The organism is Vibrio marisflavi CECT 7928 (genome assembly GCF_921294215.1).
Lineage (GTDB): Bacteria > Pseudomonadota > Gammaproteobacteria > Enterobacterales > Vibrionaceae > Vibrio > Vibrio marisflavi.
On the sequence record NZ_CAKLDM010000002.1, the window covers coordinates 2,530,637 to 2,547,776 of the forward strand.

At 43.2% G+C, this 17,140-nt stretch carries 18 protein-coding genes; 5 read left to right on the forward strand and 13 right to left on the reverse strand.

Annotation, left to right across the window (positions count from 1 at the left end; translation table 11 throughout):
* The first annotated feature begins 34 nt into the window (after window positions 1–34).
* Window positions 35–574, forward strand: a complete 540-nt coding sequence (locus L7A31_RS18360) for a PadR family transcriptional regulator (RefSeq protein WP_237363205.1) — start codon at window positions 35–37, stop codon at window positions 572–574.
* 72 nt (window positions 575–646) lie between these two features.
* Here the strand turns inward: L7A31_RS18360 and cysE are convergent, their stop codons facing one another.
* The 11 genes from cysE to epmA form a co-directional block, all read right to left on the reverse strand.
* The gene (cysE, locus tag L7A31_RS18365; RefSeq protein ID WP_237363206.1) at window positions 647–1,468 is read right to left on the reverse strand and encodes a serine O-acetyltransferase; all 822 of its coding nucleotides are present in this window, start codon (window positions 1,466–1,468) and stop codon (window positions 647–649) included.
* Between the two features lie 29 nt (window positions 1,469–1,497).
* Window positions 1,498–2,532: an NAD(P)H-dependent glycerol-3-phosphate dehydrogenase gene (gene gpsA / locus L7A31_RS18370; protein ID WP_237363207.1), complete on the reverse strand. Its 1,035-nt coding sequence runs from the start codon at window positions 2,530–2,532 to the stop codon at window positions 1,498–1,500.
* Window positions 2,533–2,708: 176 nt separating this feature from the next.
* Window positions 2,709–3,182, reverse strand: coding sequence for a protein-export chaperone SecB (gene secB, locus L7A31_RS18375; protein ID WP_237363208.1), 474 nt, complete (start codon window positions 3,180–3,182; stop codon window positions 2,709–2,711).
* 51 nt (window positions 3,183–3,233) lie between these two features.
* A complete protein-coding gene (locus L7A31_RS18380; protein WP_237363209.1) occupies window positions 3,234–3,668 on the reverse strand; it encodes a rhodanese-like domain-containing protein in 435 nt (144 codons plus the stop codon).
* 142 nt (window positions 3,669–3,810) lie between these two features.
* Window positions 3,811–4,125, reverse strand: a complete 315-nt coding sequence (locus L7A31_RS18385; RefSeq protein WP_237363210.1) for an NIPSNAP family protein — start codon at window positions 4,123–4,125, stop codon at window positions 3,811–3,813.
* A 96-nt stretch (window positions 4,126–4,221) separates the two neighbouring features.
* On the reverse strand, window positions 4,222–5,631 hold the full coding sequence (cysN, locus tag L7A31_RS18390) for a sulfate adenylyltransferase subunit CysN (protein WP_237363211.1): 1,410 nt from the start codon (window positions 5,629–5,631) through the stop codon (window positions 4,222–4,224).
* Window positions 5,632–5,696: 65 nt separating this feature from the next.
* Window positions 5,697–6,659, reverse strand: a complete 963-nt coding sequence (locus tag L7A31_RS18395; protein WP_237363212.1) for a DHH family phosphoesterase — start codon at window positions 6,657–6,659, stop codon at window positions 5,697–5,699.
* A 3-nt stretch (window positions 6,660–6,662) separates the two neighbouring features.
* A complete protein-coding gene (cysC, locus tag L7A31_RS18400; RefSeq protein ID WP_237363213.1) occupies window positions 6,663–7,301 on the reverse strand; it encodes an adenylyl-sulfate kinase in 639 nt (212 codons plus the stop codon).
* 24 nt (window positions 7,302–7,325) lie between these two features.
* Window positions 7,326–8,234: a sulfate adenylyltransferase subunit CysD gene (cysD, locus tag L7A31_RS18405; RefSeq protein ID WP_237363602.1), complete on the reverse strand. Its 909-nt coding sequence runs from the start codon at window positions 8,232–8,234 to the stop codon at window positions 7,326–7,328.
* Between the two features lie 26 nt (window positions 8,235–8,260).
* On the reverse strand, window positions 8,261–9,952 hold the full coding sequence (locus tag L7A31_RS18410) for an SLC13 family permease (RefSeq protein ID WP_237363603.1): 1,692 nt from the start codon (window positions 9,950–9,952) through the stop codon (window positions 8,261–8,263).
* Window positions 9,953–10,450: 498 nt separating this feature from the next.
* Window positions 10,451–11,425 carry an elongation factor P--(R)-beta-lysine ligase gene (gene epmA, locus L7A31_RS18415; RefSeq protein WP_237363214.1) on the reverse strand — a complete coding sequence of 325 codons (975 nt, stop codon included), beginning with the start codon at window positions 11,423–11,425 and terminating at the stop codon, window positions 10,451–10,453.
* Window positions 11,426–11,697: 272 nt separating this feature from the next.
* On the opposite strand from epmA, the gene frdA reads away from it, so the two are divergent.
* From frdA to frdD, 4 genes are read left to right on the forward strand one after another with little or no spacing between them, the layout of a single operon-like run.
* A complete protein-coding gene (gene frdA / locus L7A31_RS18420; RefSeq protein WP_237363215.1) occupies window positions 11,698–13,524 on the forward strand; it encodes a fumarate reductase (quinol) flavoprotein subunit in 1,827 nt (608 codons plus the stop codon).
* 1 nt (window position 13,525) lies between these two features.
* Window positions 13,526–14,266 (forward strand): succinate dehydrogenase/fumarate reductase iron-sulfur subunit, encoded by a 741-nt coding sequence (locus tag L7A31_RS18425; RefSeq protein WP_237363216.1) that lies wholly within the window; start codon window positions 13,526–13,528, stop codon window positions 14,264–14,266.
* A 1-nt stretch (window position 14,267) separates the two neighbouring features.
* A complete protein-coding gene (frdC, locus tag L7A31_RS18430; protein WP_237363217.1) occupies window positions 14,268–14,651 on the forward strand; it encodes a fumarate reductase subunit FrdC in 384 nt (127 codons plus the stop codon).
* Between the two features lie 10 nt (window positions 14,652–14,661).
* Window positions 14,662–15,039: a fumarate reductase subunit FrdD gene (frdD, locus tag L7A31_RS18435; RefSeq protein WP_237363218.1), complete on the forward strand. Its 378-nt coding sequence runs from the start codon at window positions 14,662–14,664 to the stop codon at window positions 15,037–15,039.
* An 84-nt stretch (window positions 15,040–15,123) separates the two neighbouring features.
* On the opposite strand, the gene hslU is transcribed toward frdD, so the two are convergent.
* Both hslU and hslV read right to left on the reverse strand, forming a co-directional pair.
* Entirely contained in the window at window positions 15,124–16,461 is a 1,338-nt protein-coding gene (gene hslU / locus L7A31_RS18440) for an ATP-dependent protease ATPase subunit HslU (protein WP_237363219.1), read from the reverse strand.
* 55 nt (window positions 16,462–16,516) lie between these two features.
* Window positions 16,517–17,050, reverse strand: coding sequence for an ATP-dependent protease subunit HslV (gene hslV, locus L7A31_RS18445; protein WP_237363220.1), 534 nt, complete (start codon window positions 17,048–17,050; stop codon window positions 16,517–16,519).
* Between the last annotated feature and the right edge of the window lie 90 nt (window positions 17,051–17,140).

The following is a 17,140-nucleotide window of genomic DNA, read 5'->3' on the forward strand; positions in this document are numbered from 1 at the left end:
TATTATTTGTTTATTGAGCATTTGGATTGAAAACATGTCATTACCACACGTAATCTTAACAGTTTTAAGTACGCGCGATGCGACAGGATACGATATCACAAAAGAGTTTTCTGCTAGCATCGGCTATTTTTGGAAAGCAAGCCACCAACAAGTTTATCGTGAGCTAAATAAAATGGCTCAGAACAATTTGGTCACGTGTGTCCTTGAACCACAAGAAGGCAAGCCAGATCGTAAAGTTTACTCTATTACGGATTTGGGACGCAGCGCATTAGGAGAGTGGTTTGATCAACCAACTGCTCACCCAACAATTCGTGATGAATTTTCAGCGAAATTGATGGCCTGCTCCGTGCAAGCTTCTGGACCATACAGAGTTCAACTGGCAGAGCTAGTTGAGGAGTCTTATAAGTTAGTCGCACATTACCAAGAAATTGAAGCGGCTTACTACTCTACGCCTAGCACGCTAGACAAACAGCAGCGCCTAGAAAGACTCACACTTCGTCGTAACCTGTTAGTTCGCCAAGCTTGGATTCAATGGGCTGAAGAAGTACTTTCTGAACTTGACGCAATGGCGTAATTCTCAATATTTGACCTGCCTTAGAATTATTTAAGGCAGGTTTTTTCATTGAGGTGCCAGAAAAATGTAGGGTTAAATTCCCTCGCCATCAGAGAAACTCTGGGACTTACCATTGAACTGCTGGTCCATATCAAGAGATGGTTTGTCTGATTTCGGCTTGCCAACCACCTTAGCGGGAATTCCTGCAACAGTGGTATGTGCTGGCACGGCTTGAAGTACAACAGAGCCAGAACCTATCTTTGCCCCTTCACCCACTTCAATATTGCCGAGTATTTTAGCACCAGCACCAATCATGACGCCTTCACGTACTTTAGGGTGTCGATCACCACAATCATTACCCGTACCACCAAGCGTCACATCCTGCAAAATAGAGACATCATTTTCAACCACTGCCGTTTCGCCGATCACGATCCCGGTTGCATGGTCAAGCATGATGCCTTTACCAATCTTCGCAGCAGGATGAATATCGACCTGGCAAGCAACTGATATTTGATTTTGCAGGTAGCTTGCCAACGCTTTTCGTCCTTGCTTCCATAACCAATTAGCCACTCTATAGCCTTGTAAAGCATGGTAGCCTTTAAGATACAAAAGAGGAGTAGAATACATTGCGACAGCAGGGTCACGGTTAACCGTTGCACAAATATCACAGGCCATTGCTGATGCGATTGTTGTGTCAGAATTAAACGCTTCTTCGATGACTTCACGCACCGCCATTGCTGGCATCGATGCGGTATTGAGCTTATTTGCCAATATGTAGCTGACAGCAGAGGTTAAGCTCTCATGCTTTATGATGGTTGCATGGTAGAAACTCGCGAGCATCGGCTCTTGCTCTGACAACTCTCGAGCTTCTCGCACGATAGCTCGCCAAATCTGCTGTTTTTCACAATGTTTCATGTAGACCCTATCCAAAAATCAATGGAGTGTTAGCTTTCCGCTTTCTTGTCTCGCGCTAGCAAATCTTGAGCGGCTAAGCGCGCATTCTTACTTTGATACAATACTTGATAGATTTGGTCAACTATTGGCATCTCTACACCAACACGTTTAGCCAATAGCCACACCTCTTTTGTATTGCGATACCCTTCGACGACTTGACCGATTTCTTCCTGAGCAGTATCAACACCTTTACCCTGCCCTAAAGCCAAACCAAACCTTCTGTTACGAGACTGGTTATCGGTACAAGTTAAGACTAAATCACCAAGCCCCGCCATTCCCATAAATGTATCTGGCTGAGCACCAAGTGCTAAGCCAAGTCGAGTCATTTCAGCTAAGCCACGAGTTATTAGGGCTGTACGCGCGTTCGCACCGTAACCAATACCATCAGAGACACCCGCTCCAATTGCGATGACATTCTTTACCGCACCACCTAGTTGCACACCAATGAAGTCATCATTCGCGTAAACTCTAAAAGTTTTGCTGCAGTGAATTTTCTCCTGTAGATCAGCGACAAAATCAGGATCAGGAGAAGACACAGATATTGCAGTTGGTAAGCCTACCGCAAGCTCTTTAGCAAAAGTTGGCCCAGAGATCACCGCTAAAGAGTATTGTTCCCCCAACACATCTTTCGCGACATCTTTTAGCAATCGACCAGTTTCGGGCTCAAGTCCTTTGGTTGCCCAGCAGATTCGTGAAGCCGGAAGCAGATAAAGAGCCATATTATTCAGCACAACACCAAAGACATGGCTAGGTACAACAACAAGCAAGTCTCTACTCGACTGCACCGCTGTTTGCAAATCAGATTCGATGATCAAACTCTCAGGAAACTCTACACCAGGTAGGAATTCGTGATTCGCTCTGTCGGCCTCTAGGCGCTGCATGTGCTTTGGGTCATGGCCCCAAAGTACAATGTTTGCTCCGTTGCGAGCTAAAGAAATAGCTAAAGAGGTTCCATATGAGCCTGCACCTAGTACAACCATTGAAACATCTTTTCCATATGCATTATTGAGTTGTGTACCTGTCATTCTATGCCTACCAATGTTATTTATTGACTTAAACCTTACTGGCCGCTGAAACCATCAATGTTTAGTCATTTTGAATTTTTAATTGTAAACAAAAAAATGCACTTGTCACCGATAGTTAACTCGATGGCCAGTGCATTTTTAGTACCTTATTTTGAGGTAATATTAGAGACTAATATTTACGCGCCGACTTGGTCGCTACCTTCTTCTTGAGCTTGCTGTTGTAGGTAGTTCATAAACAGAGCATCAAAGTTTACAGGTGCTAGGTTTAGCTGTGGGAATGTACCTTTAACAACTAGGCTAGAAATCGTTTCTCTTGCATAAGGGAACAAGATGTTCGGGCAGAATGCACCAAGGCAATGTGCTAGTTGACCAGCTTCCATCTGATCTGCAGTGAAAATACCACCTTGCTGAACTTCGCACAAAAACGCGGTTTCTTCTTCGTTCTTAACCACAACTGTTAAGCGTAAAACAACTTCATAGACACCTTGGTCTAGCTCGCGACTTTGTGTATCAAGGTCAAGTTTTACATCTGGGTTCCAATCTTTTTGGAACATAACAGGTGAGTTTGGTGCTTCAAAAGAAACATCTTTTAGGAAGATGCGTTGAATTGCGAAATTTTGTGCTTCTTGTTCTGGTGCTGCTTCAGCCATTTTTGGGGATCCTTAATGTTGTCCATTCGTATGTGCTGGACTTTATAAAATCTATTTTTTACCGCGGACTAACGGAAGGTTTGCCTCGTTCCAAGATATCAAGCCATTTCTAAGCAAATTGACCTTCTCAAACCCAGCTTTCGCTAGTAAGTTCGCGCTTTCACGAGCCGTTTGACCTGTTTTACATACTACGATGATTGGGTCAGATTTATGCTTTTCAAGGCTGGCTGTGTTCCCTTCTTTGATTTCAGAAGGCAAAATGTGCAGTGAGTCAGTAATATGACCCGACTTGAATTCGTCTTTAGTACGAATGTCGACTACTACACCTTTTTCTTTGTTCATTAAAAAGGTCGCTTCAGCTGCTGTAATAGTTTTAAAAGGTGCGGTTGAAGACTTGTACATGGTCACGATAATTGCAACTAAAAGTCCCACCCATACTACTGACAGCATCAAGTTTTGTTGGAAGAATTGGATATACTCTTGCATGTTTTCTGCTCTAGCTAAATGTCGATATAATTTTCAGAATAGGAGTATAACGAGGATACTACCAAGATGCGAGACGAGAACCATTAGAAGCTGTAACAAGCCTCAGTTCATAGTCCCACACCTAAACGCGTCGATAGGAAAATTACAAGTCCACCGGATGAATTAGGCGAACTTTCACAGAATCTTGTTCAATCAATTCAAACACTTTTGGGCGAATAGTGCTTACCCAGTACTCATCATAGGTTTCTTGTGTGATTTTTTGCCGTGCTTCTTCATTTTCAAATTCGCGCAACCAAACAAAATAGTCTTCGCCATCTTCGCCTTTGTGCACATGAGTAGCGACGATCTTCATCCCTTTCGAACGCTGCAATGGCAAAATCTCGTCTTTCATCCATTTCAACCATTGTTCTGTTTTACCCGGCTTTATTTTGTACTCACGAAGCTCTGTAACCCTCAATGTATTTCCTTAGCTTTTAATAATTTGGAATGAGATTTAAACGCAAAAGGTCGACGATGTCACCGTCGACCTTTTAAATAGCTAAAGCATAATGCTTTAAATCTTTTGGCAACCCCACTCAGGGAAGTGCTTTCTCACGTAAGCATTGAGATCTTTCTCTAACTGAGAGTACTCACGCTCAGGCGCGTTGCCACTATCGAGAAGTGACGAAACCATTCCAGCGCCAACCGTCACGTTAGTATTTCTGTCGATAACAATAAATGCACCTGTTTGAGGCAGATCCTGATAGTTATCAAGCGGCACCGCATCGGTTAGTTTCACTGAAGCCAAAGCTATTTCATTCAGTTCTAAACTCTCACCGCCCTCGCGGCTTTGCTCTAATGTATTTACATCTACTTTATGGGCAATACTCGTGTAAGATCCTGTACAACTTTTCGTAGAGAACTTGAAGATATATTCTTGGTGAGTGCGCATCGGTGTTTCGCCCATCCACACTGTATGTGCTTTAAAGTGACTGGTGGTATCAGGCTCATGTCCTGTATGAACCAACATGTCTCCTCGTGATACGTCGATTTCATCTTCCAATGTTAACGTGATTGCCTGCCCCGGAAATGCACTTTCTAACTCACCATCGTAGGTAAAGATAGATTTGACCTTAGAATGCTTACCAGAAGGCAATGCGGTAATATTGTCCCCGACTTTGACCACACCAGATGCGAGCGTGCCGCAAAATCCACGGAAATTCAGGTTGGGACGATTAACGTATTGAACCGGAAAGCGCATGTGCTCAAGATCTTTATCTTGGTTTACTTTCACCGTTTCCAACAGCTTCATCAGTGTAGCGCCGGGATACCAATCCATATTTTCACTTGGAGAGACAACGTTATCCCCTTTAAGCGCAGAGATTGGCACAAAGCGTATATCGTCAATATTGAAGCTTTTCGCCATCTCTCGATAATCGGCTTTGATTTTGCGATATACCGTTTGGTCGTAGTCCATTAAGTCCATTTTGTTAATAGCAACAATGATGTGCTTAATGCCGAGCAAACTACAAATATAGCTATGGCGACGAGTTTGCGTTTGAATACCGTGCCGAGCATCCACCATTACAATCGCTAAATCGCAAGTAGACGCGCCAGTCACCATATTTCGCGTGTATTGCTCATGTCCAGGTGTGTCAGCAATGATAAATTTGCGCTTATCCGTCGAAAAGTATCGGTAAGCAACATCAATGGTAATGCCTTGCTCACGCTCGGATTGCAAACCATCGACTAAAAGTGCTAAGTCAAATTCTTCATCGGTAGTATTGAACTTTTGCGAGTCTTTCTCTATCGCAGCCATCTGATCTTCATAGATAAGTTTGCTGTCATACAACAACCGTCCGATCAAAGTAGATTTGCCATCGTCGACGTTTCCACAAGTTAAAAATCGGAGCAAATCCTTATTTTCATGCACCTTCAAATAGGCTTCGATATCTTTAGCAATTAACTCGGACGAATGTGACATATGAGCTTCCTAGTATTTTCATGGTTCACGCAGCAGAGAACACTCAAACTGCATGTCAATTTAATTCAGTCGTAATAACGATTGAGCGTGTCGATAAACACTGCTTTTTCGGTGAGTGGCAATTGATTAATTCCAGCTGCGGCTTTTCTGCCACCACCTGTAACAAACTGGCAGCACACCTCATCGGCTCCCACTCGATTATTGAGCGGAGCACGCACACTCACGGTAAAATCATTTTTATTCGGGTTTAGCGTTAACACTGCATGAGCTTTGTTTGGTTCTTGGTTGGCAAGTTCATTGCCAAAAACGCCACTGATTCGTCTTGCCCAAGCCTCTGGGGGCAATTCAAACACACGTATATTGCTCGACTCCTCAACAGGTGAAAGCTTATCCACGAACTGACGGTCTTGCTGGTAGGCACTCTTTAGCTGGTAATACGGAGAAGAAGTGTCTTCTCGCAGCTGGAATGGGCTCTCAAATGGAAGCAGTTGACGATACAGGTCGACAGGAGGAATGTGTAAATCCTCCACAGACGCGCCATAGCCATTGTAGTTAATCAAAGTACCTAGCTCTTTTAGATACTCTCTATCAGCATCCGAGACTTCATTTTCTATCGCAAGTTTATCAGCAGTCGAATGCAGGTTGTCACCATAGGCGGCAGCGATTGCCCAATGCAGATAACGGCCATTCAATTCTTCGTTTACCAGCAAACTTGTACAAACTTCCGAATCTGTGTTGATGCGGCTAGTTAAATAGTTCGAATCGGGAATATCGCCCGCTCGATGATGGTCGCAATAAAATACTTCAACTTTTCTGGCTAATAGAGCGCTTAACGCATCAATGTTTTTTTCTAAAGATATGTCCAAAACCGACACAGAAGTCACATCAGGTTGACGTTCGACTTGCCTAAGAAGTGCGGTATCACGCTTAACTCCCGTGATTAACTGGCTGTGAATCGGCTTTGCTAGCCGTAGTTGTAGTAATGCGATAATGCCGTCTGCATCGCCATTGAAAACGTCGTAATGCATGGTCTAATCCTTGACTTCCAAAATACTAAGCTTAATTAATTCATCCAGCACCAGCTTAGCACATTGCTCAACCTGCAACCCTTGTGTGCGAATATGTATCTCGGGCGAGACCGGTGCTTCATACGCAGAATCAATACCTGTAAAGTTGGCAATCTTTCCTGCTCGAGCTTTTTTGTATAGTCCTTTGGGATCTCGCTGCTCACATACCTCTAGCGGCGTATCTATATAGACTTCTAAAAACTGACCTTCCTTTACTAACGATCTCGCTTGTTGTCGATCTGAAACGAACGGCGAAATGAAAGCAGTGAGAGCAATTAGGCCAGAATCAACGAATAGCTTGGCAACTTCTCCAATTCTGCGAATATTTTCCACTCGGTCTTGATCGCTAAAGCCAAGGTCTTTATTCAAGCCATGACGAATATTGTCACCATCAAGCAAGTAGCTACGCTGCCCCATTTCAAACAGCAATCTTTCGACGGCGTTGGCAATAGTGGACTTCCCCGAACCACTTAGTCCAGTAAACCAAAGCACTACAGGCTTTTGTTGGTTGGCACGAGATCGATCTTGATGGCTGATAGCAGTGTTATGCCACACGATATCTTCGCTAACAGAGTCGTGCTGCTTTTTTTGGTATACAGACATATTTTCCCTGCAAGTAGCCATAAGTTAGAAATACCCTTCGCGCTTTTTCTTCTCCATCGAACCAGCGCTATCGTGGTCAATAGCGCGGCCTTGACGCTCAGATGTCGTGGTTAGAAGCATCTCTTGAATAACTTCAGGCAATGTTGTTGCCTCGGACTCAACTGCTCCAGTCAACGGATAACAACCCAAGGTTCTAAAGCGCACCATTTTTTGCTCGATTTTCTCGCCATCCTTGAGCTCCATACGCTCATCGTCCACCATAATGAGCATGCCATCACGATCTACGACAGGGCGTTTTTGGGATAAGTAAAGCTCTGGTATTTCGATATTTTCAAGGTAGATGTATTGCCAGATATCAAGCTCGGTCCAGTTTGATAGCGGGAAAACTCTAATGCTTTCGCCTTGATTCACTTTACCGTTATACACATTCCATAGCTCTGGACGCTGATTTTTGGGATCCCATCGATGATGCTCATCTCTAAATGAGTAAACTCGCTCTTTCGCACGTGATTTTTCTTCATCTCGGCGCGCTCCACCAAAAGCGGCATCAAAACCATGCTTATCTAACGCCTGCTTTAAACCTTGAGTTTTCATGATATCGGTATGCCTTGAGCTACCATGAACAAAAGGGCTAATGTTCATTGCCAACCCGTCAGGGTTCTGGTGAACAATAAGCTTCATACCCACCTTGTCTGCCATATAGTCACGAAACGCGATCATCTCTTTAAATTTCCATGTCGTATCGACGTGCATCAAAGGGAAAGGCGGAGCCCCCGGCGCAAAGGCTTTCTTAGCTAAGTGCAACATAACCGATGAATCCTTTCCGACAGAATAGAGCATCACTGGGTTATCAAACTCTGCCGCAACTTCTCGAATAATATGGATAGACTCGGCTTCGAGCTGTTTTAAATGAGTTAGTTTTTTCGGAGCAATATTCATCATTTATCCTATTTCGATTCCTATAAACCGACAAAAAAGTAGATAGCGGTAATGACAGTAATGCCATACGCAATACTGATAGGCACACCAACTTTGACAAAGTCACTCAGTTGATATTTTCCCGCGTTAAACACCATTAAGTTTGTCTGATATCCGTAAGGGCTAATAAAGCTAGCACTCGCACCAAACGCGACAGCCAAAATATAGGCATGAGCGTTGGCCGATAATGCAATAGCCAAGCTGTAAGCAATTGGGAAAATAAGCGCTGCCGCGGCATTATTCGTTACCAGTTCGGTCGTTATCCAAGTTAGGCAGTACACCGCGACTAGACCTATTAAGGGCGTCAAAGTGCTGCTGTTGGCTAACACTGTTTGATGGAAATATTCTAGTGCGCCACTATTAATAAGCGCATGTGAAAGAAGTAAAGCAGAGGATATGATCAGCCAAATTTGCTTAGGTATACGCTGCATAATTTCATTAGAATTCAAACTTCCAGAGAGAAGCAAAACGCCAAGCAGTAACAACATCCCTTTAAATAAAGAAAGCACTCCAAAAGCTGATAAAGATATAGCAAGGAAAAAGCCGAGTATGGCGATCCTTTCCTGAATCGGATTAAGTAACTTTTCTACTTCTAAACCACTTATTAGGAAGAAATTTTTAGCTATATTGTGTCGGCCCTTAAAATCATCTCCGACAGCAAGGACCAAAAAATCACCTGCATTAAGCTGGAGGTCACCCAATTTCCCTGATATGGACTCACCATCTCGACGCATTGCGACAACTGCAGCATCAAATAATGCTCGAAATCCAGTCTGTTTTAGGCTTTTACCAATCAGAACACTTTCAGGCTTAACAACAACTTCTCTAAGGTTATTGATTGGCAAACCATTTTTATGTGCATACAAGTCTAAGCCGTCAAACTGATTCAATACGGAAACTTTCTTTATATCACCGGTAAACATCAGTCTATCTCCAGCTTCAATTTCTTCACTGGGAGAGACGGGAGAAATTAAACGGCCTCGACGTAATATTTCGACTAAAAACAACGACTCTAGATTTCTAAGCCCATTAGCTTCTATCGTTTTTCCCACTAATAACGACTCGAATGAGACTTTTGCATCAATAAAATATTTCGACGCTTTAGGTCTTTCATCGACTTTATTTGGTAAAAGTCTGGAAATAAAGTAGAGCAATACACCACAAACAATCACAACACTTAAACCAATCGGTGTGAACTCAAAAAAACCCAGAGGCTTACCATGTTGGCCAAGCACCATGCTATTCACGATTAAATTGGTAGAGGTACCAACAAGTGTCAATGTGCCACCAAAAATCGCAGCATAAGACAGCGGAATTAATAATCGGCTAGACGAGTGAAATTCACTATTTCGTATCGGAGACAACATAGTAGAAACCACAGCCGTATTGTTAAGAAATGCCGAAGAAACAACAGTTAAACTGAACAAACGCAACCATGTTGCTTTATAGTTTTGCTTCATAACGTAAGAGGTAATGACCCTCAATAGCTTTGTTTTCTCCAGCGATAAAGAACAGGTCATTAGCAAGATAAGCGTTAGTAACCCTTGATTAGAAAAGCTACTTAATACTTGCTGAGTCGAAACAGTATTCGTCATATAAAGCGCGAGCAAAGCCACACCAAATACCCGCGCAGGATAACGCTGATATTTTATTAGCCCAAAAATGGTTGCCATAAAAATAGAGATAACGACAAGTGTAGGTGTTAAATCGGGCACAACTGTTCCAGCAGAGAAATAGAATACTGAAAATAGTAACTCTCGCGTCACACTTTTATGAATGATGTTTTAGAAATATAAAATAACTTAAAAGAATTGATTGAAATAATCTAAGTCTGGTGAGGGAAATATCAGGATATTTTCTTTTTTAACACGAAAAGAAAAAACTATTTTCTATATTTCTTATTTGTAAAGAATACACTTCCTATAAAACAATAATTTATTACATATACCAAAACGCGTTTTTTACCGTCAGTATGTACATGCAGGTAAACTTGAAAGGGGTTGTAACATGAAAGTGGAAGCACTAGACCACTTCCAAAGGGTGAGTAGATAAGACTGCAATACGTCGCTATCGATTTTCAACGTAGAATGTTGTGTCTATAAATTGTCGCCTAGTACGGAAGCCTTATCTATCTAGCGGAATCAAGCATCTTGAGGTTGCTTGCGTATGTACTACGCCCGAGGAAAAGGAAATGCGGTGACTTGATCGATATGATCAGCACCAATTGCCAGCATAATCAGACGATCAATCCCAACCGCCACGCCCGCACATTGAGGCAGTCCTTTTTCCAACGCAGCTAGCAAGTGCTCATCTATAGGCTGAGGCTGTAAATTCATCGCTTTGCGCTCCATATTGTCGAGCTCAAACCTCTTTCTCTGCTCTTGAGGGTTGTCTAGTTCATTGAAACCATTGGCAAGCTCTATACCCTTAAAGTACGCTTCAAATCGATCGGCTACTCTTGGGTCGTCTTGATTAATTTTTGCTAGTGCGGCTTGTGAAGCCGGAAAGTCATACACAAACGCTGGTACGTCTTGACCAATCTTTGGCTCTACTCCAATGGAAAAAAGCAGTTGCAGCAAGGTATCGCGATTTTGTTCAGGTTCAGCAATATCTGAAAGGTTTAAATTACTCGCAACAACTTTTAATTCCTTCATCGAGCTTTCTAACGGGCATACACCTAAAGTCTGTTTGAATGCTTGCTGATATGTCAGTTTTTGCGCAGAGCCACAACCCAACACGATTTGGAATAGCTCATCCATTTCATTCATCAAATCATGGTGATCAAACCCGACTCGATACCACTCCAACATCGTAAACTCTGGATTGTGATAACGACCATTCTCTTCGTTACGAAACGCCTTACCAATTTGGTAAATGCAACCACTACCAGATGCTAGTAGTCGTTTCATGTGAAATTCTGGACTCGTCATCAGATATAGTTTTCTACCGCCTGCATAGCCTGGCCCAACAAACTCAGTCGAAAATGTATGCAAGTGAATATCTGTCACTGTCGCGTGGCTCATTGCCGGAGTATCAACTTCAAGAACATCTCTCTCAAAAAAGAACTGACGAACTTTACTTATTAAGTTCGCTCTTTGCTGTAACGCGGATCGAGTTGCGCTGGGCTGCCAATTTAACTGTTTCATATTGATAATGAATGAGTCCTGAAAATGTTTCAAAATATTAATAGTTAATACTGTTATTAAGCCACTTCTATAAAAATAAACAATGATAGGTGACAAATATCACATGTATAGAAATAAGATAGCAACTCACCCAACAACCGAACGAAATACCTGATTAAGTCAATTTTTTACGTACAGCTTGCCCCTAGACTAGCGTCAAAACATGCGATTCACTCCTACCAAAAATAAAAAAGTGGAGTATTCGAATTAGAACAAAAGCATTGGAGAGCAACGTGAAAACCATAACGACAGATATCGCAATCGTAGGTGCAGGTGGCGCAGGTCTTCGAACTGCAATAGCAGCAGCAGAAGCAGCACCTGAGCTGGAAGTCGCACTAATATCGAAAGTATACCCTATGCGGTCCCACACTGTCGCTGCCGAAGGCGGATCTGCTGCAGTCATTAAAGATGAAGATAGCTTAGATAACCATTTCAACGACACTGTTGGTGGCGGAGATTGGCTATGTGAACAAGACGTTGTCGAGTATTTCGTTAAAAATGCGACACGCGAAATGATTCAAATGGAACAGTGGGGGTGCCCTTGGAGCCGTAAAGAAAATGGTGAAGTCAACGTTCGCCGTTTTGGTGGAATGAAAATTGAGAGAACTTGGTTTGCAGCCGACAAAACAGGTTTCCACATGCTTCATACCCTTTTCCAAACATCAATGAAGTACCCACAAATCAACCGTTTCGATGAGTATTTTGTTCTAGATCTCCTTGTAGTTGAAGGTGAAGTTCAAGGCCTAATTGCCATTCATATGTCGGAAGGCGAGTTGGTCACGATTAAAGCTAAATCTGTTGTATTGGCGACAGGTGGTGCCGGCCGCGTTTATCACTGCAATACAAATGGTGGAATCGTGACTGGTGATGGAATGGCAATGGCTTATCGACATGGTGTGCCGCTACGTGACATGGAGTTTGTTCAATACCACCCGACAGGTCTACCTGGTACAGGCATTTTGATGACTGAAGGTTGCCGAGGTGAAGGCGGTATCATGCTTAACAAGAACGGCTATCGATACTTACAAGACTATGGTCTTGGACCAGAAACGCCAGTAGGCCAGCCAAAGAACAAATACATGGAACTTGGTCCAAGGGATAAAGTATCTCAAGCATTCTGGCATGAGCAACAAAAAGGCAACACTATCAAACATCCACTTGGCGATGTTGTACACCTCGACTTGCGCCACCTTGGTGAAGAATATCTACAAGAACGACTACCTTTTATCTGCGAATTAGCCAAAGCCTACGTCAATGTCGATCCAGCGAAAGAGCCGATCCCAATTCGTCCAACGGTTCACTACACAATGGGTGGTATTGAAACAGACAAAGGCTGTGAAACAAGAATCAAAGGCCTATTTGCTGTCGGCGAATGTGCATCTGTCGGCCTACATGGGGCAAACCGACTTGGCTCAAACTCGCTAGCAGAATTTGTCGTGTTCGGCCGCGTAGCCGGTGAAAATGCAATCAAGCGAGCCAAAGAATTCACCGATTGGAATGACGCATCCATTCAGCAGCAGATAAAAGATGTTGAACAGCGCATCGAAACACTGCGCAACCAAGAAGGTGACGAGAACTGGGCAGATATCCGTAGCGAAATGGGCAAAACCATGGAAGCAGGTTGTGGTATCTATCGCCAAAAAGACTTGATGCAAAGCACCATTGATAAAATCGCAGAGCTAAAAGAGCGATACAAGCGGATTAGTATCAAAGACAAGGGCACCGTTTTCAACACTGACCTACTGTATGCCATCGAAATCGGCTATGGATTAGAAGTCGCTGAGGCGATGGTTCACTCTGCAATATTACGTGAAGAGTCACGCGGCGCACATCAACGTCTTGATGATGGATGTACTGAGCGTGATGACAAGAACTATCTTAAGCACTCACTTGCCTTCTATGTACCTGATGCCGCTCCTAAAATCGACTACAGCAACGTAACGATTACTAAGTCGCAACCCAAAGCCCGACTCTATGGAGCAGCTGCTGAAAAAGCTGCAGCTGAGGAGGCCGCTAAACAAGAAGCTGCGCAAACAGAACAATGCATGGAGGAGAAGTAATATGTCTGCGAATCGAGCACAAAAAGTAGAGATCTTGCGTTACGATCCTGAGCATGACGCAGAACCACACTTCCAATCCTTCGATGTCCCATTTGATAAGACTATGTCTATCTTAGATGCGATTGGTTATGTCAAAGATAACCTAGATAAAGATCTCGCCTATCGTTGGTCTTGCAGAATGGCGATTTGTGGTTCTTGTGGTGTGATGGTTAACGGTGTACCAAAACTGGCTTGTAAGAGTTTCCTTCGCGACTACCCAAATGGCGTCAAAATTGAGCCTCTTGCCAATTTCCCAATTGAGAAAGACTTGATTGTCGATATGACACCATTCATTGAACGCCTAGAAGCAATTAAACCTTACATTATCGGCAACGACAGAACACCTGAAGATGGTGCAAACCTACAAACTCCAGCGCAAATGGCGAAATATAAGCAGTTTGCTGGCTGTATCAACTGCGGCCTGTGCTATGCCGCTTGTCCTCAATTTGGCCTAAACCCAGAGTTTATTGGTCCTGCAGCGTTAACATTGGCGCATCGCTACAACCTAGATAGCCGCGACAATGGTAAGTCTGAGCGAATGAGTCTTATCAATGGTGAAAATGGTGCTTGGGGCTGCACTTTTGTTGGATATTGTTCTGAAGTATGCCCGAAAAACGTTGATCCGGCTTCCGCGGTAAACCAAGGAAAAGTGGAATCTTCAATGGATTATGTCATCGCAATGTTTAAACCTGAGGAGGCCTAACATGAGTCATCGCAAACCTTATGTTCGCCCTGTTGAGCGTACTTGGTGGAAAAATCATCCTTACTACCGTTTCTACATGCTTAGAGAAGCGACGGTACTTCCACTTGTTCTATTTACGGTATTTTTGCTATTCGGGCTAGGCTCACTTGTGAGAGGGCCAGAGGCATGGGAAGGCTGGCTACACTTTATGGCAAACCCTGTCGTCATTGCCATAAACATCGTCGCGCTAGCTGGTAGCTTATTTCATGCACAAACCTTTTTCAGCATGATGCCTCAAGTTGTTCCTGTGCGCATTGCAGGAAAAACAGTATCTAAAAAAGTTATCGTGTTATCGCAATGGGCTGCAGTAGCCGTTATTTCTCTTGTCATTCTCTATTTGGTGTAAGGAGCGCACAATGAAACAAGATTCAAAAGTAAACCTATCACCAAAGCGCTCTGAAGAGCCTATCTGGTGGAGCTTATTCGGCGCTGGCGGCACTTGGTTTGCTATGCTCACTCCGATCACTATTTTGGTTGTTGGTATCCTGATACCACTAGAAATCATCGAGCTAGAAGCACTGCATTTTGAGCGCGTTTCCGCCTTTGCAGCAAGCTTCATCGGCGGCGCATTTATTATTGCTTCTATCGCACTACCCATGTGGCATGCAATGCACCGAGTACACCATGGAATGCATGACTTAAAATTCCATACAGGTACCACAGGTAAAGTCTTTTGCTACGGATTTGCAGCACTGATGTCTGTGCTTGCGATTGTCTTTATCTTTATGCTTTAAGCTCTATCCGTAAATTCGAACCATAGACAAAAAAGCCCACTTCATTTTGAAGTGGGCTTTCTAATTTTATGATGACCTTTGAGGTTAAAGAATGAAGCGGCTTAAATCTTCATCGTCAACGAACTCACCAAGCTTCTCTTTGACATAGTTAGCATCGATAGTCATTTGGCTACCTGCTTTATCTGTTGCTTCAAATGAGATTTCATCCATTAGTCGCTCCATAACAGTATGTAGGCGACGTGCTCCGATGTTTTCCGTAGATTCATTCACTTGCCATGCAGCTTCTGCTATCTGCGTAATACCGTCATCAGTGAAGTCAATGTCAACATTCTCGGTTTTCATCAGGGCGATATATTGCTCTGTTAGTGAGGCTTTAGGCTCTGTCAAAATACGCTTAAAGTCATCACTAGACAGCGCTTCCAGCTCAACTCGAATTGGCAAACGACCTTGCAGTTCAGGGATAAGATCAGAAGGAGTTGCAACTTGGAACGCTCCAGATGCGACAAACAGAATATGGTCCGTCTTAACCATACCGTGCTTAGTTGAAACTGTACTTCCTTCAATCAGTGGCAATAGGTCTCTTTGTACCCCTTCACGAGATACGTCTGGACCAGAGCTTTCACCACGCTTACAAATTTTATCAATTTCATCGATAAATACTATGCCGTTATTTTCGACATTGTAAATCGCGTTTTCTTTTAGCTCTTCTTGATTAACCAGCTTCGCCGCTTCTTCTTCAGTTAAAGCTTTGAACGCCTCTTTGATTTTTAGCTTGCGCTTTTTCTTCGTGTCACCAGCAAGGTTTTGGAACATACCTTGAAGCTGGTTAGTCATTTCTTCCATACCTGGAGGAGCCATGATTTCGACGCCCATTTGCGGAGCCGCGATATCTACTTCAATTTCTTTGTCGTCTAACTTGCCTTCACGAAGCTTTTTACGGAACACTTGGCGAGTATTACTGCTGTCCTCGTCTTTTTTCTCTTCATTTTGTCCCCAAGCATCACGAGCAGGCGGCAATAAAGCATCAAGAACTCTCTCTTCAGCTTGCTCTTCAGCACGAAACTTCACCTTTTCCATCGCTTGTTGATGAGTCATCTTGACTGCTACATCCGTTAGATCGCGGATAATGGTTTCCACTTCCTTACCCACATAGCCAACTTCGGTAAACTTTGTTGCTTCCACCTTAATAAATGGCGCATTAGCCAACTTAGCTAAACGGCGAGCAATTTCAGTTTTACCCACACCAGTTGGGCCAATCATCAATATGTTTTTCGGCGTCACTTCTGCGCGTAAGCTTTCTTCAAGCTGCATTCTTCTCCAGCGATTACGAAGAGCGATAGCCACTGAACGTTTAGCGTTATCTTGGCCAATGATATGGCGATTTAATTCATGAACAATTTCACGAGGAGTCATTTCAGACATGGGTAATTCCTTAAATTCTTAACAGTGCAATCATCAAACATCTACTATTTGTTTTTTACTCAGCAGGTATTTCTAGTTCTTCAACAGTGTGATGATGATTAGTGAATACACAGATATCACCAGCAATTTTCAGTGATTTTTCTGCAATTTCTAACGCACTCAATTCTGTGTTATCTAACAGAGCAGTCGCTGCTGCTTGGGCAAAGTTTCCACCGGAGCCGATAGCAATCAAATCATTTTCAGGCTGAACAACATCGCCGTTACCAGTAATGATAAAAGACGCTGTTTCGTCAGCCACTACAAGCATTGCTTCAAGTCTACGAAGAGCTCGGTCACTTCGCCAATCTTTCGCGAGTTCAACCGCCGCTTTAGTTAAATGCCCTTGATGCATTTGTAGCTTGCTTTCCAAACGTTCAAATAAGGTAAATGCGTCCGCCGTACCGCCAGCAAACCCAGCAATAACTTTGTCGTTATATAGTCTGCGAACCTTGCGCGCATTCCCTTTCATGACAGTATTGCCAAGGGAAACTTGTCCATCACCCGCGATGACAACTTTGTTATTTCGACGAACAGATACAATGGTAGTCACGAGTATGGCCTCTTTAATTTAAATTCAATAAACGTTAGAAGATATATGTGGGTCGTTGAGGATAAAATCAAGGGAAAATAAAAGAGCACT